Origin of the sequence: Spiroplasma endosymbiont of Diplazon laetatorius, from assembly GCF_964019625.1 — a bacterium.
Lineage (GTDB): Bacteria > Bacillota_I > Bacilli_A > Mycoplasmatales > Mycoplasmataceae > Spiroplasma_A.
In genome coordinates this window covers 308,706-330,358 of record NZ_OZ026458.1, presented here as the reverse complement: position 1 = coordinate 330,358, position 21,653 = coordinate 308,706, and the positions used below count along the sequence as shown (strand labels likewise).

The following is a 21,653-nucleotide window of genomic DNA, read 5'->3' as shown; positions in this document are numbered from 1 at the left end:
TGCCCATGATTTGACTATTTAATATTTTTTATAAATTTTCTACTTATTTTTTCTACTCTATCTTTACGTTTTTGTTCTTCTAATTGTTGAATCATTTCTGCTTTTTGTTCAATTGATTTGTAATTTGGAGTAGTTGCTTTTGCAATTTTTAATGATTTGTCAAATAATTGGTCATCATGAACCTTTGTAAAGTAAGCTTTCATTTTAAGCTCTGTACGTTTAATCATTTCTTGTTCGTGTCTAATTTGTGCATCAATACTTGCGATTTCTGTTCTGTATTTAGCATCTCTTTCAAGACGTCTTTCACGTTCTAATCTCAATACTGTAGCAACACGTTTTTCTTCGTTTCTCTTTAATTGACGTTCTTTCATTAATTCAATTAATTTTTGACGTTCTTGTAATCTTCTTAATCTTTCTGCTTTTTCAATTGCTTTTAGATTAAATTCTTCACGTTTTTTAAGTCTTTTTAATTCACGAGCTTCAGCTAATCTTCTTGCACGAGCAACAATGTAACTGTTAGCACGTTCAATCTTCATCATATTGATTCTGTGACGACGATCGTTTCTTAATTCTCTTAAGAATTCGATTTTTTGTGTCATTTCATCAAGAGCTTTTCCTTCTCTTTGGTGAGCAGCCATTAAATCATGCATTGCTGGTCTTTTTGCAGCATCATAATTCATTGGGTAGTAACCAACTGGATTTTCTTCGTGATATGGTTTTGATTTAGATGATGAAGCTTTTGCATCATATAAAATTTTTCCTGATAAATCAGTTTTTTCAGGATTTAAAGTGATTTCGAATCCCTCTTTTGAAAGAATATTTCTTTTTTCTGGAGCAACTGCTTCATCTTTAGCGTTATATTCTCTTTTTGCAAGACCTTCATTAACTTCTACATGAGAAGAACCTAAAACATCTTCTGTTAAATGTTGTTGGAAGAATTCAGTTCCTAATTCTAGGGCTGCTAAATTATCATCTTCACTGTTTAATTGACTTTCATCAAAGTAAATATTATTTGCTCTGTTGAATTCTTCTCTTGACATGTTTTCTCTTGCAACATATCCTAAAGTTTCTTCTTTGTTATTATTCATATTTTGTTTTTCAGTTTTAACTTCAACTTCATTTGAAGTTTCATTTGAAACTTTTCCTTCATTTATAAATTCTAATAAATTTGGATCTGGTATAGCTTTTGAAGTCATCAACTCTGTTTCTTCATCCATTGAAACTTTTGTTTCTTTAGATGCTCTTGGAGCTTCTTCAACTTCTACTTTTTGAGCGACTCCAAAACCATTTTGTAAAATGCTTTCTGGTTCTCCCATTCCTTTTTCTTCAGCTGCGCTTAATAAATTTTCAATTTCATAAATATTTTGTCCAGTTCTTGGAACTGCAGTAAAGTTAAATTGTTCTGTTTTAACTTGACTAACATAACCAGCTCTTGAAAGAATATCTTCTTTAGTATTTCTATTTGAAGAAATAGAACCTGGTGATAGTTTAGTCATTAAGTCTTTTCTTTTTTGATCAGGAGACATAGCAACAGGTTTAACATCAAGTCTTTCTTTTCAACCTGAAACTCCATTATCTTTTCTCTTTTGACCACTTGCATAGTTTTCTCAGAAATGTTTGAAAATTCTATTGAATTCTCCTTCTCATAAATCAACTAAATTAGGTTTTCTTGGGTCATTTTTTGGTAATGAATCAATTCTTTCAAATGATGAGATTAATTTTTTGTAACTTTCATCTGTTTGAAGATTATATTTATTAATTAAAGCTAATGCTTTAGGACCGAATTTTTGATTTACATATTCAGTTACTCCAGGTTTTCCATTAGTTGGTTTTTTTCCTGTTGTAGTTGTTTTTTTTCCTGTTGTTTTTGCAGCTGCCATACCTAGTTCCTCCATTTAAATACAAAATGATTATACACTATTTCAACACATTTTTAAAGCATATTATAGCACTTGGTTATACAAAAAAATAGGTCTTTTGTACCTATTTTATAAATGAAAATGCTATATTTTTTGGTTTAATTCTCAATGTTTTATAAATTGAATCATTAATAATTGAAGCCACTTTTATACCATCCATAGCAAACATCCCTTTTTCAATAGTATAAACTCTTACAACTATGAATAAGTTTGTTTCTTGGTGAATACTAACAGATGCTTTTATATCTCTATAACCTGTAGCGTTTGATGTTACATCAAACTCAATTATTTTACTTAAAATTTTTTCATCGATCTCTAAAGTTCCTCTAGAGTTTCTTTCAATTGAAATGTACATAAACAAATACCTCTTAATCTATTATTTTAGTTAGCTCTTCCAGCGTATTTACCATCAGTTGTGTTAATTAAAACTTTTTCTCCCTCTTTAATAAATAAGGGAACAGTTATTTCTAACCCAGTTTCAACTTTTGCTTTCTTTTGAGTTCCACTTGTTGTGTCACCTTTTACAGCAGGTTCTGCTTCAACTATTGTTAACTCTATTTTTTCTGGAATTGTGATACCAAGGATTTCTCCATCATATTCAGTCATTTTAACCATTATTCCATCTGTAATGAATTTTAATTCTCACTCTAATTTTGATGAAGCGATTTCAACTTGTTCATAAGTTTCTGTGTTCATTAATACACAATTTGTTCCATCATTATATAGGTATTGCATATCTTTCTTTTCAATTAAAGCTTTATCTACTTTTTCTCCACCTGTAAATGTTATTTCAACTCTAGCTCCAGTTCTTAAGTTTTTAACTTTAACTGTAACCTTTCCTTGTTGTCTTCCTGTTTTAGAAAATGAGTTTTCTAAAACTACAAAGATGTTTCCATCATATAAGAATGTACTTCCAGGTCTTAAATCGTTTACTGACATAAATTAATCTCCCTTTAATATTTCTAAATAAATTATATATAAAAAAATACCTTTTTAGTAGATTTTAGAGCAAATAATTAGAAAATAAAAATAAGCCTAAAGATTGACTTATTTTCCAAATTTAATTCCCATTTTAATTGAAGAGTTAGGATCGTTAAATGTTGATGCACTCACCATTTTCTTACCCTCTCTTTGTAATTCAAGTATTTTCAAATACCCATTAGCAGTATTTACAATAATACCTTCTTTATCAGTAGATATTACTTCTCCATTTGCAAATATTTTATCTACTGTAACTATATTTTCATCATCTCTAATAACTCTAGATAATTTTATTTTGATTCTTTCTTCTCCAATAAAAGTAAAAGCAATGGGTTGAGGACTTAAAGCTCTTATAAAATTATTTATTTCATAAGCTGACTTATTTCAATCAATAACTTCTTGTTCATTTTTTAAATTATATGCAAAAGTAACTTTGCTTTCATCTTGTTCAATACCTTTGATTTTTCCTTCAAATATATCTAAAAGTTTTTCTTCAATCATTTTTTTACCTAAAATAGCCATTTTTTCAAATAATGACGCTGAATCGTCTTTATCTTCGATTTCAATTTCTTCTTGATAATATACTTCACCAGCATCCATTTTCTTTACCATTTTCATTAATGAAATACCTGTAGTTTTTTCTCCATTCATAATTGCAAACTGAATAGGACTTCCTCCACGATACTTTGGCAATATACTTGCATGAGTATTTACACAGTTTTTAAATAAATCAAAAATTGGTTGGGTTATGAATTGTCCATAGGCACAAGTTAACATAAAGTCAGCTTTAAGTTCTTTTAATTCTTCATAGATTTCACCTATTTTAAAAGGTTGAAATAATGTATAACCTTTTGCTAAAGCATATTCTTTCACAGGAGAAAATTTAATTTCCTTTTTTCTACCAACTTGTTTATCTGGTTGAGTTATTACACCAACTATTTCAACACCAATATTTTCTAAACCTTTTAAAATTTCTACAGAAATTTGAGGTGTTCCACAAAATATTACCTTATGCATTTTCTTCTTCCTCCAACATTTGTCTAATGTACATTTCAAAATTAGGATTATATTCTCTTACAATATCTACAACTCTTTGTAAGACAACTATCATAGCGAGAGTATCTCTATCACAATACTTAAGCATATCTTCTTTTAAGATCACTTCATATTCTTGTTGACTTATAACATCATCTAAAAATTGTCTAAAAGTTTGACTAGCTTTATCACCTTTATTTATTTTTAAGTCTTTATAGCTTAAAGTACTATCTAAAGCTGGTTGAGTTTTTTTAATTGAATATGATCCTCTAAAGTCTGGATGATAAATCAATCAATTGTCTTCTTTTTTCTTAAAGAACTCCATTAAGTCAATTGTATTGTTATAAATATACTCTAATGGTTTTCTTAATTGAGGATATGAATAAATTAAGTTTTTAATTACACTTCTTTCAAATGATTTATTATAAGCAACATATACACCAGGCCCATATGCAAAACAATCTCTAATAAAGTTAACTAAAAATTCAGGTCTTGGATCTTCTTGTTTTTGAGCAATGAAGTTTAAGTGTTTCATTGTATTTATAGGATCGTTAAAATCATAGTTGGGATTGTCTATTACATGTATTGAATACTGAAATGGTATTTGTTCATATGATCAAGAATTATCATATTTTGGAACAGCTCACTTTACTGTTTCAAAATCATACATATAGACTGGATATCTATAATAATCTTTTAAAAGACTCATTAAATTTCTAACACCATCTTCTCTAATTATATCTAAAGGAGATAGTGATCCATTTTTTAAATAACTTCTAACTGTTTTTATAACTCTTAATTCATCTTTTCCAAAAAGAGATTTTCCTTTACCTTGAAATTTAGAATGATTAACATCATCAATATTGTCAATATAAATTGCATTTTCATCTCTTGAACTTATTATTGCAGCTTTAGCTTTAAATCTAGTCAATTCATATAAATTAAATCTAGTTTTATCATAATAATCAACAACATGATGACAAATTGCTTTTTCTAATTTATGATGTTTGTTTTTGTAATCAAACTGATATTTTTCACATTCAGTATTAAAAATTACTGAATCATTTTGAAGGTATTTTGATATTTCCAATATTTTTTCATCAAAGTCAAATCCATAATCTTCCATACCTAAAATCATTTCATTTAAACCAACATCTTTTTTTGTTGATTCTAACTTATCTGTTATTCTAATTAATTGTGAGTAGTTTAAATCAGATTCATCTGATTTGGGTAATTCAATATTTTCCAAATGAGGTTTCACTTCTTTTTCAAAATCCATTTCTGAATATTCAATAAAGAAATCTGGTCTATTAGGATCAATACCTTCACCTCTAACATAACACTTGTTTATTAGTCCAACTTTTACATCATCTACAAAGTAACCACTTTTTTCAAGTACTTTTTTTTGATAAAGCACATCAAAAAAGTGAACTGCTTTAGATTTTGTTGATGCTTTAAATTCTACTATAGTAACATGTCTGTTACCATGATTAATTAAAACGTCACATCTAACTCTTAACATTGAGTCCATATATTCAAATGAAGACTCGAATAAATACTTAACTTTATTTCCTTCTAATGCTTTTTTTGTTTCTTCAATTGTTTCTACATAACCCTTTTCTTGAAAATCTATATATTCAAAATCTGTTTTGTTTTTAAGATTTTCTTCATAAAGTTTTTCAATAAAATATTCTCTAGCAGCATATCCAACAGCATTACCATCTACTATTGTTTCTGCTAGAAGACCTGATATTTCAAATCCGTTTAAATCTTCCATTTGTTTTATTAACATTTCTTTTTGAGCTATTTCTGGTTGAGTTAATTCAGTTTCGTCTTTTTCTAACAAATCAGAGTAAAGGTCAATAGCATTAAAACCAGCTGAAGTGTTTCAATCTTCATCAGTTTCAATTGATGCTTTGTAATGAGTTTCAATCATTTCGTTTTTCTTTAACTCTATGGTTTTTTTGAAGTTTTCAATGCTATGAAATATTCAAGCTATTTTAGGACACTCAGACATGTATCTTTTAAAATCCTCTTTTGTTACCCTTATGTTATTTGCCATATTATTCTTCCTTTCTTAAACAAAAAAAACATATATAAAATATGTTATTTATTTCTTCTTGGTATAAATTTGATTGTTGTTGCTTTAATTGCTCTATCTAATTGAAGATTAGCATCTTTGTTTTCTTTTTGATGCTTTTTCTCTTCTTTTATAGTTTTTAACTCTTCTTTAACTTGAATTTTATGTTCTACAGCTTTAGTTTTTTCTTCTTGTTTTAAAACAACTTTTTCTTGTTTTGTAAGTTTAACTTTTTTCTCAGCTATAGCAATTCTTCTTTGAGTATTTTCAAGATCAATTTCACCATTTACTTGTCATGCAGTAACATAGTTATTTTTACCAGATTTTGTTGTAATTCCCTCTACTTCATAAGCATTTGTAGAAACTAATTTATTTGTTTTTGGTTCAAAAATTTGAACCACAACATCAAATACGTCTCTGTATTTGTATTCAGGTCCTTTTCTTGCATAAACTTTTTCATATTCAATTTTGATATTTTTGATATTTTGTGTTTTTGCAAGGTAGTTTTTAATTTCTTCTTTAACTACTTTTTTTCTCTTTTTTTGTTCAATTTTTTGTGCTTTTTTACTTGTTATTGATGAAACAATAACGAATACTAAAACAACTAAAACAACTACTCCAATAACAATTGTGCTTGTACTTGCGCCTAAAAACATACAACATTCCTCTTTCTTTAAATCATATTTATTTTAACTTATTTTTATTAATTATTTAAAACTTTGTCAATAACTCCACCACCAAGGCAAACTTCTTGAAGATAAAGAACCGCTTCTTGCCCTTCTGTAACTGCTCTTACAGGTTCTTTATAAGTTATTATTATTTGATTGTCTGTAATGACTTCAACTTCAACTTTTACATCTTTTTGTCTATACCTAAACTTAGCTACACATTCAAATTTGTTTGAGCTAAAGTAGTTTTTATAATTAGAAATAAAATTGAATTCTTCAACCACGCATTTTGTTGATTCTAGATAACTTTCATCGCTTAATGGTGATACATATAAAATTTTGTTATCTACATCTTTTTTTGCAACATAATATGGTTCTTTTTGTCCACCAAGATTTAAACCTTTTCTTTGACCAATTGTGTAATACATTACACCAATGTGTTCTGCTATTTTTTTATTTGTTTTTATATCAACTATATCTCCTGGTTGATTTGGAATGTAGTTTTGTAAAAACTTAGTGAAATTTCTTTCACCAATAAAACAAATACCAGTAGAGTCTTTCTTTTCAGCAGTAATTAAATCATATTTTTTAGCAATTTCTCTAATTTCGCTTTTTTCATATTTTTGTAAAGGAAACATAGTTTTAGAAAGTTGTTTTTGATTTAATTGACATAAAAAGTAACTTTGATCTTTATTCTCATCAAAACCTCTAATTAATTCAAATTCACCTGAGTTATCATTAAATTTAACACCAGCATAATGACCCATCGCTATATAATCTGCATTCAATTCATTTATTGCGTAGTCTAAAAATTTATCAAATTTGATATATTTGTTACATAAAATATCTGGGTTTGGTGTTCTTCCTTTTTTGTATTCATTAACAAAATATTCAAAAACGTGATCTCAGTATTCTTTTATAAAATCTATTCTATGTATTTTAATATTCAATTTTTCAGCAACTTTTTTAGCATCCAAGTAGTCTAATTCTTGAGGACAAGTATCTCCTTCTAAGTTATTACCTAAAATATCATTATTTAAGTTACTGTCTCAATTTCTCATAAAAAGTCCTTCAACTTCGTAACCTTGTTCTAATAATATTGCAGCTGTAACTGATGAATCAACTCCACCACTAAGACCTACAATAACTTTCTTTTTTTTCATATTTAATCGCCTTATTTTTTAATACTTTTATTCATTTTTTTATTTTCTTTTTTAGCTAATTTTGCTAGTTTTTTCACATCTTTAGATTGATTAAATCAATCTTCAAAAGCATCAAAATTAACTGGATTTAGAGAAGCTTTTTTACCACCTCTAGATGTAATTTGTAAACTTTCAACCAATTGCGTTGTTCCACCATCTTGGTCAAAAAACTTTTCTTTTTCTCTAATTTTCTTACTTCCGAACTCTAAATTATTAATTGCCTTTTCTAAATCATCAACTGTATTGGCAATTGTGTAGTCATTGTTGTTTATTACTGGTAAAGAATAGTTTTTACTTTCTTCTTCAAAGAAAGAGTTTAATTCTTTTGTATCCATGTCTTGGAATAAACTTCTTTTATTATTTTTTATTTGTATTACAGCACTATCTTTATTTTGTTTGTGATCTTCATTATCAAATTTAACCATTACATTTTTCTCTTCTTCTTTTAAAACTAATTGGTTTGTAATTTCTTGTTTTTGTTGTTTTTGTTGTTCTTGTTTATATTCTTCTTTTAAAACTTCTTCATCTTTTAATAAAAAGTTAATTTTATGTTCAACTTTTTCTTCTTCTATTGGTTCTTGAGTTATTTCATCATCAATAGTTTTAGCTTCGTTTTTTTCTTCATTTAATTTATTTTCTGATTTTACTTGTTCTTTTACATTTTCAATTATAGGTTCAAAATTTGTTTCTGGTTTTTCAAATGTTTTTAAATTAGCAACTTTATCAAGTTTTTTTTCAAGATTAACAAGTTGTGATTCAATAAAGTCCATTTGTTGTTTAATCGGTTCAACTTTTTCTGATTCAGTAATAATTTCTTCATTTTTAGCTAAATTGTAGTTTTTAAAATTATTATTTGGTTTTAAATCGACATTAAGTTTATTTAATAAGAACTCTTTATCTCTTTGTTCATTTTCATAACTCATTCTTCTCATATCTATAATTTCTTTTCTTATAAGAGAATCAGTTGGTTTAATCATTTTATCTACTAAATTTATTGATTCAAAAGTCTTGTTTCCTATATCTGATTTTTGAAAACTTAAATCTTTAGGTCCTTTAGGGTCAAAAAAATGTGAATTAGCATTTTGTACTAAATCAATCTTAGAGGTTTTCTTGTCTTTTAGAGCAATTGTTTTATCAAAATCCATTGAAACTGAATGATCTAAATCTTCTTCAAATCAAAAACCATTAGAACCAAAATCTTCAGTAGTTTCATCAAGTTTATCTAATGTGCTTTTATTAATTTTTAAAACTTTAATTTTTTCAGACATATTAAACCTCCACCTATTGATTATACAATAATAAGATTAAATCAAAATAAATACTTTTGGCAAAAAAAATAACCAAATGGTTATTCTTCTAAATTATTTGTGACTTTAAATTCTGTATCTTTGTTTATGCTTTCAATTTTTTCTTTTTCTTCATTTGTAAGTTCTGAAGGTATTACAATATTTACTTCAAGTAATAAATTACCTCTGTGAGATGACTTAACACCTTTGTATAAACCGTGGTTTTTAACTGTAATTATTTCTCCATTTTTAATACCTCTTGGTATTTTAACTTGTATATCTCCATCTAAAGTTTTAACAGAAATTTCATTTGCAAGAAGAGCATCAAGATAACTTACATCAAATTTAAATTTGATATCGAATTCATTTACTATTTTTACATTTTTAGATGCTTTTAAATGAATATCAGCATATAAATGTCCACGTTCTCCACCATCAATTGAATAGTTACCTGCATTTCTTAAAACTATTTGTTGGTCAGGCACCAAACCTTTTGGTATTGGCATTGTCACTGTTTCTTTTTTCATAACAGCTCCATCACCTCTACATGATTTACATGGATTTTTATTTTCTTTTCCTTGACCTTTACATTTTGGACAAGGTTGTTGTGTTTGGAATTTTGCAATACCCATATCTTGTAAAACGGTAACTACACCGTGACCATTACAAACTTCACACTCAACAATATCAGATTTAGATTTAGCTCCTATACCATCACAATCATCACATTTAGAAACTAAATCAAGACTTACTTCTTTATCTACACCGAAAAGCAATTCTCTAAGAGTTAAACTAACAGATATAACAATATCTTTTCCTCTTGAAGATCTTTGTCTTGAAGAACCGCCTCCTCTACCCCCAAAGAAGTTTGAGAATATATCAGAGAAGAAGTCTCCTGCTCCTCCCATGTTAGAGAAGAAGTCTCCAAATCCTCCACCAAAACCGCCAAAACCAGAACCCATTCCATTTAGCCCTTCATGACCAAATTGATCATAAGTTTGACGTTTATTTGCATCTAAAAGAACTTCTGCAGCTTCAGTTGCTTCTTTGAACTTCTCTTCAGCATCAGGTTCTTTACAAATATCTGGGTGGTATTTTTTAGCTAATTTACGATATGCTTTTTTAATTTCATCTTCTGATGCTGATTTTGCAACACCTAGAATTTCATAAAAATCTCTTTTAGCCATAATACACCTCTTTTCTTATCTTTAAAAAACAACTAATTACTAGTTGTTTTTTAAAACTATTTAGATTCTTCATCTTTGTTTTCGTCTTTTGGTTCTTCTTTAGCTTCTTCAGTTGCACCAGCTTGTGCTTGTTGTGCAGCCATTTCTGAAGCCATTTTCATAGCTTGTTCTAATTCATTCATTTTTTTGTCTAAAGCTTCATAGTCTTCTTTAGCAATTAATTCACGAATTTCTTTTGCCATTTCTTCTGATTGTTTTTTTTGTTCTTCATTCATTGAATCACCAGCTTCTGTCATTGAAGATTCAATAATGTTTAAATAACTTTCAGCTTTGTTTTTTAATTCAATGTTTTTACGTTTTTTGTTATCAGCTTCTTGGTTTTCCTCAGCTTCTTTTACCATTTTTTCAATTTCAGCATCTGATAAACTACCTGAGTTTGAAATTGTAATAGTTTTTTCTTCGTTTGTATCTTTATCTTTTGCAGTAACAGATACGATTCCGTTTACGTCAATTTTAAATGTAACTTCAATTTGAGGTGTTCCTTTTGGAGCTGGTTTAATTCCTGATAATTGGAATTGTCCTAATGATTTGTTATCTCCAGCCATTGGTCTTTCACCTTGTAAAACATTAATATCAACTGCTGGTTGGTTATCAACTGCTGTTGAGAATACTTGTGATTTTTCTGTAGGAATTGTTGTATTTCTTTGGATTAATGGTGTCATAACCCCACCCATTGTTTCAATACCTAATGTTAATGGTGTAACGTCTAATAATAAAACATCAGTTACATCTCCAGCTAAAACTCCACCTTGGATAGCTGCTCCCATAGCAACAACTTCATCTGGGTTGATTGTTCTGTTTGGTTCTTTACCTAATAATGATTTAACTAGTTCTTGAACAGCTGGAATTCTTGTTGATCCCCCAACTAAAAGAACTTGATCAATTTCAGTTGCTTTTAATTTTGCTTCTTTTAAAGCATCTTCAACTGGTTTTCTTGTTCTTTCAACTAAATCTTTAGACATTTTTTCAAATTCTGCTCTTGATAATTTAGTTGAGAAGTTAACTGGTCCATTTTCATTCATTGTGATGAATGGTAAGTTAATTTCTGTTTCAACTTGACTTGATAAGTTGATTTTTGCTTTTTCAGCTTCATCTTTAAATCTTTGTAAAGCCATTTTATCTTTTGATAAGTCAATGTTGTGTTCTTTTTTAATTTCTTGTCCAATTCAATCCATAATTTTTTGGTCGAAGTCATCTCCACCCAATTCGTTATCTCCTGAAGTTGCTAAAACATCATATGTTCCATCAGCTAATTCTAATAATGAAACGTCAAATGTTCCTCCACCCAAGTCATAAACTAAAACTTTCATTTCTTTATCTTGTTTGTCAATTCCGTAAGCCAATGCAGCTGCAGTTGGTTCGTTTATAATTCTTTCAACTTCTAATCCAGCAATTTTTCCTGCATCTTTAGTTGCTTTTCTTTGTGCGTCATTGAAGTAAGCTGGAACTGTAACTACAGCTTTTGTAATTTTTGATCCAATTTTATCTTCAGCATATTTTTTTAAGTATCTTAAAATTTCTGCAGAAATTTGTTCTGGTGTGTAATCTTTACCTTCTAAATTTCTTTTTTTGTTTGTTCCCATATCACGTTTGATTGAGATTGCAGTGTTAGGGTTTGTAACTGATTGTCTTTTTGCAGCTCCCCCAACAATAATATCGCTATTTTTAAAAGCAACAACTGATGGTGTAGTTCTTTGACCCTCTGGGTTTTCAAGAACCATTGGTTGTCCACCTTCCATAATAGCAACACATGAGTTTGTAGTTCCTAAGTCTATTCCTATAATTCTTTCTTTTGCCATAATATTTTCTCCTCTAAATACTTTCTATATTATTCTGCTACTTTAACAGCAGCGTGTTTTATAACTCTATCATGTAATTTGTAACCATTTGATACAACAATAGCAATTTTCCCTGATTCAAATTCTTCTGTTTTGATTTGTTCAATTGCTGAATGTAATTCAGGATTGAAATCATCTCCTGGTTTTACACTAACCATTGTTACACCAGCATTTGTTAATGCTTGATCTATTTGATTAATAATCATTTCAAATCCCATTAAATAATTTTTAATTTCTGGATTATCTGGAGTTGATTTTAAAACCCCTCTAAACATGTCGATAGCTGGTATCAATTCTGATGCTAGTTTTTCTCCACCATATTTTCTAACCAAAATACTTTCATTTTGGAATCTTCTAACAGTGTTTTGATTATCAGCAACAGCTATTAATCTTGCCTCTTCTAATTTTGCATTTTCTTCAGTTAAAGCTACAAATTCAAGTTCCAATTTTTCAATATTAGATAATTCTTGAACTTCAGCTTCCTGAGTTTCTTTGTTTTCTTTCTCTTTTTTTGGTTCAATGTTTAACTCTTTTTTAAGAGTATCGAATAAATCCAAAATAGATTTCATTTTTTCTTTTTCCATTATTATTCTCCTTCTAATAAAAACTTCTCTTCGATTTTTTTGCTAATTCATTCCAAAAGCTTTGAAACTTTATCGTATTCAATTCTTTTTGGACCAACCAGTGCTAAAGCACCTTTTCCCCCACCTTTTGTGGGGAATTTAGTCCCAATAACAGCAATATCATCATTTTCATTTCCTGTTTCTAACCCAATAGCCACAGTTGTTTTATTTGTTTTGCTTTGATAATTAAATCAAGCAAAAGGAGAAGCGTTTTCAATAAACTGAATGATGTCTTTTATTTTATTTGGATCATTAAACTCTGGGTTTTCCAATAAATATTTAACACCACTTGTTTTTGATTTGTTTGAATCTGTATGAATTAAAGCTCCAACCAGTGTTTGTAAAACAAACTCATATTTTTTAACTTGTTGTTTTAAAACCGGTATCATAGCTTGTGATTTAGTTTCTATTTCTGATATTTTTGAATTAATTAACCTCTCATTAAATAAATCTATCGATAACCTTAATTCTTCTAGTGATACAGAATCAAGATTTACAGTTTTATTTTGAATAGTTCCATTTGAAAGAACAAATATAACTATTGCAGATTTAGATGATATGGGTACTAATTCAATCTTAGATAATAGAAGTTCATCATTTGTATCAGATGTTGCAACCACAGTTGCTAATTTAGTCATTTCACTTAATATTGATGAAGTTTGATCTAAAATTTCATCAATAGTTGCTCCTCTTTTTTTAAAGATTTCATCTATTTGATGTTTAATATCATCTATATTATTAGATTCCATTAAATTATCAACATAGTATCTATAACCTTTTGTTGAAGGAACTCTTCCAGAAGAAGTATGAGCTTTTTCTAAAAAACCTAATTCTTCTAGTAGAGCTGACTCATTTCTAATTGTTGCAGAAGACACTTCAATTGCTAAAACTTCTTGAATTCTTTTTGAACCAACTGGTGAAGCAGTTTTGATATATTCTTCAATAATTGATTTTAAAATCAAACTCTGACGATCTTTTAACAATGAAAACACCTCCATCACAATACATATCTAGTTTATCAATAGCACTCTTAATAATCAAGTGCTAATTTAATTTATTTGAAGTTGTTATTGTAAACTTATCATCACTTACATCAATAACATAGTTTCTTTTTGGTTCAATTTCTCCACCAACAATAGCTCTAGCTATTAATGTTTCTATATTTCTTTCAATATATCTTTTTATTGGTCTTGCACCATATAGTTGGTCATAACCTTCATCTAAAATCTTTTGTATAGAAGAATCTGTAAAGTTTAAGATGTATTCGTTATTTAATAGAACTCTCTCTTTTAATTCATCTAGTGTTTTAATGATAACTTCTTTAATAACTTCTTTTGATAAAGCATTGAAATTAACTATATTGTCAATTCTATTTAAGAATTCTGGTCTAAAGAATTTTCTTAAGTTTTCCATTAATACGTCTTGATCCACCAATTCAGATGGTGTTGAAATCAAGTAATCCGAGGCTATATTTGAAGTCATAATTATAATTGTGTTTTTAAAGTCTATTGTTTTTCCAAGAGAATCAGTTACTCTACCATCATCTAATATTTGTAAGAAAATATTAAACACATCTGGGTGAGCTTTTTCAACTTCATCAAATAAAAGTATTGAATAAGGAGCTCTTCTAACTGCTTCAGTTAGTTTTCCCCCTTCTTCATAACCTACATAACCTGGAGGAGAACCTAATAGTTTGGAAACTGAATGTTTTTCCATGTATTCAGACATATCAAAACGCAACATTTTCTTTTCACTTCCAAATAAGTTTCTTGCAAGTGATTTTGCAACCTCTGTTTTACCAACACCAGTTGGTCCTAAGAATAAGAAACTTCCTATTGGTTTGTTTGGATCTTTAATTCCACTTCTGCTTCTAATGATTGCATCAGATACAAGCTCAATTGCTTGATTTTGACCTTTAACCATTTTTTTAAGTTGTGTATTTAATCCTAAAAGTTTTTGTTTTTCACTTTCGATTAGATTTTCCATTTCAATTCCAGTTCATCTAGAAACTATTGAAGCAATTTCACTTTCAGTAACTTCTTCAGAAATTAATTTTTCTTTATTAGTATCAAGAGCTGTTTCTAACTGTTTTTCTAGAGCGGGTAACAATGAGTATTGAATCTCTCCTGCTCTTTGATAGTTAGCTTGTGCTTGTGCTTGTTCTAACTCTATTTTTAAAGAATCAATAGTTGATCTAAACTGATTTATTTTCTCTAATGATTTTTTTTCTGAATTTCATTTTTCATTAAATTCAGTTTGTTTTTGTTTTAAAGATGCCAACTCTTTTTCGGCTTGTTTTAATCTTTCTTGAGATTTTTCGTCTTTTTCTTTTGAAAGAGCTGCCTTTTCTATTTCTAATTGCATTACTTTTCTATCTATTTGATATAACTCAGTTGGAACAGAAGCAAGTTCTGTTTTAATTGTCGCACTTGCTTCGTCAACTAGATCAATAGCTTTATCTGGTAAAAATCTATCAGATATATATCTGTCACTTAACTGTGCAGCTGCAACTAGCGCATTATCATGAATTCTAACTCCATGATAAGTTTCAAAACGCTCTTTTAAACCTCTAAGTATTGATATTGTTTCTTCAATAGTAGGTTCACTTACAACAACTTTTTGAAATCTTCTCTCAAGAGCAGCATCTTTTTCAATATACTCTCTATATTCTTTTAAAGTTGTTGCTCCAATAACTTTAATTCCACCTCTTGCTAAAGCTGGTTTAAGAAGGTTGGAAACATCCATTCCTCCTCCATTACCTGTTTTTCCAGCACCAACAATTAAGTGTAACTCGTCAATGAACAATATTACTTGTCCTTCTTCTTTTTGAATTGCATTCACAATTCCTTTTATTCTGGCTTCATAGTCTCCTAAGAAACTAGCTCCAGCCATAACACTACCCATATCTAGTTCTAAAATTCTTTTATCTTTTAAAACACTTGGTACATCACCTTTATTTATTCTCTGAGCTAAACCTTCAGCTATAGCTGTTTTACCAACTCCAGGTTCACCTATCAGAACGGGGTTGTTTTTAGTTTTTCTACTCAATATTCTAATTACTCGCATAATTTCATCATCTCTACCGATGATGGGATCTATTTTTCCTTCTTTAGCGTCCTTAGTTAAATCTCTTGTGTATTTACTTAAGATTTCAGGATCATTTAAAGGATCTGGTTTTTGTGTAAAATCCATAAAATTTCCTCCTTTTGTATTAGCACTCTATAACCTTATTTGCTAATCAATAATATAATACATCTTGTTTTAGCAATGTCAATGGTAAAGTGCTAAATTTATAAATTTTTATATAAAAAAAACACCATTTATATGGTGTTTAATACTAATTTAATTTTTTCTTTGAAATATTTTCTTCCACGAATAAACAAAATAGTTGCATAAAAGTCGAATAAGACAACTTTGCTTTTTCCTTTAAATTAAGTTTAGAATTACCTTTTATCATTTGAGCTTGTAACAGCATCATATTTATTGGTAAATACTTGAAAATATCTATTTTCAAATCTGAGTTTAAATTTACAAAATCCTCTATAGAATTTGATTTTAAAACAAGATTTAATATTTGTTTTTGATCATCACTTAGATTTATAAAGAAATCATCTTTTTCATTAAAATCAAACAACATTAAAGCAAGTTTGTAGTTTATTGGGTTTTCATTTTTCTTATGATTTATTTTTTGACTTTGATTAGAATCCAGTTTGAGTCATATATTTGAGTTGTGTCTTAATTGTGCTAAAAAAACTTGTTTTAATATAAAAATTTTTTGAAGTAATTGAAGACCCTCGCTTTTTTTAAATTTACTTGAAAAAAACTTGTTAGTTAAATAACATATTTTCTCTGTTATTTTTCATAATGTAAAATTTGTTTTGAAGTCTTTTTCAAGTTCTTTAACTATTTCTTTAAAACAATTTTTTTTGATTGCTTTACTGAATAAATCATCATACTTTGCTTCGATCTTTATTTGTGGTTGATTTAAAAAATTGTATATTACATCTTTAAAATCCACAATATCATTATTATTTGTAATTTGTGAAAAAATAAGATTGTTTTCTTCTTTGTTTATTATTTGTTTTATCATACTTTTTCCTCCCAAGTTATTAATCGAAGAGTAACCAAAAAAATTCAAAAAAAAAAAAAAACAAACTAATAAAAGTTTGTCATTAATTATTTAAATAATTTATTTGTTAAAAAGTTTTTTTATGTCCACTTCAATAATTTTTCCACCAAGATAGAAAGTTTGAAATTGAAAAGTCAATTTTCCAGAGTTATTTTCTTGTCCTTCTTTTGAAAAAATAACTACTTCATAATTACTTGTCACTTCATATCCATTTTTGGCACTTCCAGCTTCAATATCAATATCTTTTATTGATATTGGATGTTCTTCTTTATTCACTCTTATGAATAAGTTTAATATGGCATTTTTTACTGCGATTTCATTTTCTTTTTCATTTTCTGAAAGAAGGTCGTCTTCAATATTTGTTCCTTTTGTAGATAAATTATATTTATTGAAATTCAATGTTTCTGTTCTAAAGAAAATGTCATCTTTATTACCCGCTATTATTTCAGAGTTTTGCTTAGACTTTATACCGAAATATCTATTTATGTTATTTTTAGTTTTAAAAGTAATCATTTCAATATCAGCAATATAAATATCTAAATTATCATTTATGTTATTTGAAATCAATAAATTTTTTAAAAGTTCTTTTTTATCTATTTCAGTTAAATCATTTATTGTTGTTTTTTCGCTAAAGTTTTTCAAGTATCCTAAATAACCTTGTAAATCATCAAGTTGGATTTTTTGTAAAGGTTTTTGTTCCTCTTCGGAAATATTAACATCAAAAGAAATACTCTTTGCATTTTTATATTCTAATATTATTTTTGTTCTTCCTGCTTTTATAGCTTTTAAGGTTGCTATCTCTGTTTCCTCATTATAATCAAAACTTAAAAGTGAACTATCATCTATCTTAAAAGATATTTTTTCATTTTCAATTCTATTTTTAATAGTAATTTTAAATTCAATTTGTTTCCCCACTTTGATTGTCTTATTTTCAATGCTCTCTATAATAGGGTCTTGAGCCTCATCTATAACTTCATCAACTGGTGTTTTATTACACGCGACAACACTAGCACCAGTCATTGAAACTAAAGTTATTGTCCCTAAAAAACTTAATATTTTTTTCATATTTTGTTCCTCTCCATAAAAAAAATAATAAGTATCTGAACATTTTCATTATAGTCAAAAAAAAAAAAAAAAAGCAAAGCGCCAAAAACATTAACATAATAAAAATACAACCTAAATGGTTGTATTTAATTTATTGCTCTTGAAAGTTCGTAATTTATTACACTTTCATAACCTTTTTCAACAGCATCTTCATAAGTTGCTTTAACACAAACATCTAAAGCTAATCCGCAAATTTCTAATTGATTTACTTCTCTCTCTTTTAATCAGTCATTAAGTCCTGAGTCAACTTTTAAATCTTGAGCAACATAAAAAGCAGAATAACTATCATAATCAAGTTCTGTTCCTTTTCTTATAATTAAATCTACTTTTGAACTATCTACATAGAATTCAGATCCTGCTGAGTTAACAACACAATGTTCTCCTCATTGAGAGAATGAAACATGTTCCATTGGATGAAAGTCTCCAGAGAAAACCACATAGTCACCATTATTCTTATATTCGTTTATTTTATCTTCAATTCCATTTTTAATCACTTCTCCTTGAGGAACATATAACTTTCCTTTTGGATCTGCAAAATCAAATTGATAATCAACAACTATTAAAGCTTTTTTCATATTATAAAAAATCTATTAATATCTCGTTTAAGATATTAAATCCCCTTTCTGTACATCTAAGTTTATTATTTACTATTTCAAGTAAATTTTCATCAATTTTTTGATTAATTTTTTCTTTATAGAAAGTATAAATTTCTTTATTTATTTCTAAAGATGTATCTATACCTTCTACAAGCCTTAATCCCATCATTATTATTTGAAAATAATAATCTTCTTGAGTTAATTCTTCAAATTCTTTTGTGTAATTTAAAATATTACCTTCATTTTTAGTTAAAAAGTATTTACCTTCTATTTGTTCAAAACCTGTTGCTCCAATTCCAACACCTGCAAATATAGAATTATTTCAATAAGTCATATTGTGATAAGATTTATTTTTTTCTCCTAAAGCGTAATTTGAAATCTCATATCTAATATATCCCAAGTCTTTTAAACCTTGATTTACTATTTCATCAAATAGTTCATCATTTTCTGGAACCTTCATATTTTTTCTTCCTCAAACAGATTTTTTTTTCATGATAAGTGAATATCATGAAATATGATCTGGTTTAAGTTCTTTAATGTAATTTAAATCTACAGCGATGTTTTCTTTAGTTTGATCATATAAGTTATACATCAAATCTATGCTTACATTTTTAAATCCAACTTCTCTTATTAACTTATAAGCATTTATAGCAATTGAATTATTATGGATTCTTCCTATTTTCTTTAATAAATCATTATCAAAAGTTTGAACACCCATACTTATTCTGTTGATATTATATTTTTTATAAATTTCTAGTTTTTCTTTTGTAACTGATTCTGGATTTAACTCAATTGAATATTCAAAATTTTCTTTTTGAGTATATTTTAAAAGCATTTCACACATAACTATTGTTTGTTCTTCATTCAAACAACTTGGAGTTCCTCCACCGATATAAATGCTTTGTATGTTATCTAAATTATTTCCATATGAATCTAATTCATCTTTTAACCTATCAAGATACTTTTCAATTACTTTTGGATCTTGAGGTTTTTTAACTTTAACAAAGTCACAATAAAAGCAAATATGTTCACAAAAAGGAATGTGAACATATAAGCTATTAATTTTTCTGTCCATTAAACTGTTGATCCTCATGGTTTAAGTGGTAGACCTCTTTTTTTTCTAACAATTAATCAAGGTATAACTATTAAGAATAATATAATTGCCAATACAGTAAAGAAAATAATCATACAAACTTTATTTGCTTTTTTTCTTATTTCTTTAATTTCTTGTTGAGGAATTATTTCATATCCATAATATCCAATGATGTTATTTTTTCTAGTTCTTGTAGTAACTAAATTTAAAACGTGAATGATTAAAGTTGTAAATAAAATAATTATATTTATTTTAATTTCTGACTCTAATGATTTTAATTCTCCTATTTTTCAAAATAGGAAATAAATATTTGTATTATTTGTTAAATATTGACTTTGAAGACCATACATTATTCCTAAAACTATTGCTCCAAAAACATATATATTGAAAGATATTCAATTTAAATAAACAGATCTTGAGATTAAATTTCTATAATTTCTTGTTATGAAATACGGAACTGATTCTCTTCCAAAATATAAATCTCTTTCATATTTTTTAACATTTGAATATAAGAATCCAAAATCAGATATACTTACGAAAAAGAAACCAGCTGAAACTATTAACAATAAAATTGAAAAGAAAGGATACATAACTTCTTGTCTTCCAATTCCCATGTATGTACCTTTTTCACCAGCTTTATAGTAAATAGCTAACATTAAAGATGAAGTTATTATTCCAGTAGCCCCAATTAAGAACATTAAGAATATTCTTAATTTTTCACTTCTAACTTCCTTACCAATTTCTTTTGGCATCATGTTGGCATTTTTGTATCTATCTTTATAACTTTTATTTTCATAAGGGTTATAGTTATTAGAACTTACTGGTGCATAATCTATTTCTGGATTATATCCATATGGAGAGTTTTGGTTGTAAAATTGATTATTATTTGAAAAATCATTGTAGCCATATTGCATGTTGTTGTTTGGTGCACTGTAGTTTTCGTATAATGGTTTATTATTATAGTTTTCATTAACTTGAATGTTATTCATTTGATTATTTGGAGGATAAACCATTCTATTATATTGGTTTTCGTCTCTGTAATTTCCATAATCAATTCTTGCATTATTATCAAAATCTAAATATTCTTGTTTTAAGTTTTCATTTTGAATTGGATAATTATTATAAGAATTTTGTCTCATTTGTGGTTGATTCATTTGTTGAACTTGAGGTCTTTGAACTGGTTGTTGATTAATTTGTGGTTGATAATACATTGAATTATTGTTTGGTGTATTATTTGAAACATAACCTTTCATAAATATTTCTCCAGTAATTTCGTTTTTACCGAATTGAGGTGTTTGTTGAGCTTGTTCAAAGTAACTATTATCAAAAGTTCTATTTCTTGGTCTTATGTAACCTTCATTCTTGTTTTCGATCAAGTTTTTTTGGTACATAGCAGTTTCGTTATGGTAATTCATGTTTTGTTGAGGGTTTTGATTAAACGCAAAATTTCCAACATTTTGTTGGTTTTGGTTCTCTGTTGAATTTTCTTTTTTAAAAGGATTTAAAAATCCACTCATAAAAAAAGCCCCCTTTTTTACGAGCATAAAAAGGTATTATTTTTTACGTTCTCTTTGAATTTTTTTGATTTTAGCTATTTCAAGCTCAAAATCGTTTCTTTGGTCTTCAAATTTTTCAAGTCTTTTAAACTCGTTTGCAGACACTTCTTCTTTTTCAAAATAGAATTTTCTATTTTTTCTAAAAAGAATTAAGAAATATATTGTCAAAGATGCTAACGCAATGATAGCAAAAACCACCAATATAACAGTTAATGGAATTCTTAGTCCCATAACTTCAAAAACTGTTTTACTGAATAATAATGCGTTCATAAAATCACCTTTATTCTTAGCCCAAC

General features: G+C 27.6%; 19 protein-coding genes. All 19 read right to left on the bottom strand.

All coding sequences use genetic code 4. The features are described 5' to 3' along the window. Positions 1-14: 14 nt before the first annotated feature. The gene (locus AACL10_RS01610; protein ID WP_338985501.1) at positions 15-1,880 is read right to left on the bottom strand and encodes a hypothetical protein; all 1,866 of its coding nucleotides are present in this window, start codon (positions 1,878-1,880) and stop codon (positions 15-17) included. A gap of 103 nt (positions 1,881-1,983) precedes the next feature. After that, a complete protein-coding gene (locus AACL10_RS01605; protein ID WP_338985500.1) occupies positions 1,984-2,274 on the bottom strand; it encodes an MMB_0454 family protein in 291 nt (96 codons plus the stop codon). Between the two features lie 26 nt (positions 2,275-2,300). Continuing rightward, positions 2,301-2,858 carry an elongation factor P gene (gene efp / locus AACL10_RS01600; protein ID WP_338985499.1) on the bottom strand — a complete coding sequence of 186 codons (558 nt, stop codon included), beginning with the start codon at positions 2,856-2,858 and terminating at the stop codon, positions 2,301-2,303. Between the two features lie 108 nt (positions 2,859-2,966). Further along, positions 2,967-3,917 (bottom strand): methionyl-tRNA formyltransferase, encoded by a 951-nt coding sequence (gene fmt, locus AACL10_RS01595; RefSeq protein ID WP_338985498.1) that lies wholly within the window; start codon positions 3,915-3,917, stop codon positions 2,967-2,969. Then, on the bottom strand, positions 3,910-5,997 hold the full coding sequence (locus AACL10_RS01590; protein WP_338985497.1) for a DUF2779 domain-containing protein: 2,088 nt from the start codon (positions 5,995-5,997) through the stop codon (positions 3,910-3,912). The genes fmt and AACL10_RS01590 overlap by 8 nt, the downstream gene beginning before the upstream one ends. A 44-nt stretch (positions 5,998-6,041) precedes the next feature. After that, positions 6,042-6,671, bottom strand: coding sequence for a hypothetical protein (locus AACL10_RS01585; protein ID WP_338985496.1), 630 nt, complete (start codon positions 6,669-6,671; stop codon positions 6,042-6,044). 47 nt (positions 6,672-6,718) lie between these two features. Continuing rightward, entirely contained in the window at positions 6,719-7,846 is a 1,128-nt protein-coding gene (gene mnmA / locus AACL10_RS01580; RefSeq protein ID WP_338985495.1) for a tRNA 2-thiouridine(34) synthase MnmA, read from the bottom strand. 11 nt (positions 7,847-7,857) lie between these two features. Next, a complete protein-coding gene (locus AACL10_RS01575; protein WP_338985494.1) occupies positions 7,858-9,153 on the bottom strand; it encodes a hypothetical protein in 1,296 nt (431 codons plus the stop codon). Between the two features lie 80 nt (positions 9,154-9,233). Continuing rightward, positions 9,234-10,358 carry a molecular chaperone DnaJ gene (gene dnaJ / locus AACL10_RS01570; RefSeq protein ID WP_338985493.1) on the bottom strand — a complete coding sequence of 375 codons (1,125 nt, stop codon included), beginning with the start codon at positions 10,356-10,358 and terminating at the stop codon, positions 9,234-9,236. A 56-nt stretch (positions 10,359-10,414) separates the two neighbouring features. Then, complete coding sequence (dnaK, locus tag AACL10_RS01565) at positions 10,415-12,217, bottom strand: molecular chaperone DnaK (protein WP_338985492.1); 1,803 nt, start codon at positions 12,215-12,217, stop codon at positions 10,415-10,417. 29 nt (positions 12,218-12,246) lie between these two features. After that, positions 12,247-12,840, bottom strand: coding sequence for a nucleotide exchange factor GrpE (locus AACL10_RS01560; RefSeq protein ID WP_338985491.1), 594 nt, complete (start codon positions 12,838-12,840; stop codon positions 12,247-12,249). A gap of 2 nt (positions 12,841-12,842) precedes the next feature. After that, positions 12,843-13,862: a heat-inducible transcriptional repressor HrcA gene (hrcA, locus tag AACL10_RS01555; RefSeq protein WP_338985490.1), complete on the bottom strand. Its 1,020-nt coding sequence runs from the start codon at positions 13,860-13,862 to the stop codon at positions 12,843-12,845. A gap of 61 nt (positions 13,863-13,923) precedes the next feature. After that, the gene (locus AACL10_RS01550) at positions 13,924-16,071 is read right to left on the bottom strand and encodes an ATP-dependent Clp protease ATP-binding subunit (protein WP_338985489.1); all 2,148 of its coding nucleotides are present in this window, start codon (positions 16,069-16,071) and stop codon (positions 13,924-13,926) included. Between the two features lie 145 nt (positions 16,072-16,216). Then, complete coding sequence (locus tag AACL10_RS01545; protein ID WP_338985488.1) at positions 16,217-16,969, bottom strand: hypothetical protein; 753 nt, start codon at positions 16,967-16,969, stop codon at positions 16,217-16,219. Between the two features lie 99 nt (positions 16,970-17,068). Further along, positions 17,069-18,073 (bottom strand): lipoprotein, encoded by a 1,005-nt coding sequence (locus tag AACL10_RS01540; protein WP_338985487.1) that lies wholly within the window; start codon positions 18,071-18,073, stop codon positions 17,069-17,071. Between the two features lie 125 nt (positions 18,074-18,198). After that, positions 18,199-18,687, bottom strand: a complete 489-nt coding sequence (locus AACL10_RS01535) for an isochorismatase family protein (RefSeq protein ID WP_338985486.1) — start codon at positions 18,685-18,687, stop codon at positions 18,199-18,201. Between the two features lies 1 nt (position 18,688). Continuing rightward, positions 18,689-19,783: a radical SAM family heme chaperone HemW gene (gene hemW / locus AACL10_RS01530; protein WP_338985485.1), complete on the bottom strand. Its 1,095-nt coding sequence runs from the start codon at positions 19,781-19,783 to the stop codon at positions 18,689-18,691. Beyond that, positions 19,783-21,318, bottom strand: a complete 1,536-nt coding sequence (locus tag AACL10_RS01525; RefSeq protein ID WP_338985484.1) for an MSC_0882 family membrane protein — start codon at positions 21,316-21,318, stop codon at positions 19,783-19,785. Before AACL10_RS01525 ends, hemW begins: the two co-directional genes overlap by 1 nt. 36 nt (positions 21,319-21,354) lie before the next feature. After that, positions 21,355-21,627, bottom strand: coding sequence for a TIGR04561 family membrane protein (locus AACL10_RS01520; RefSeq protein ID WP_338985483.1), 273 nt, complete (start codon positions 21,625-21,627; stop codon positions 21,355-21,357). Between the last annotated feature and the right edge of the window lie 26 nt (positions 21,628-21,653).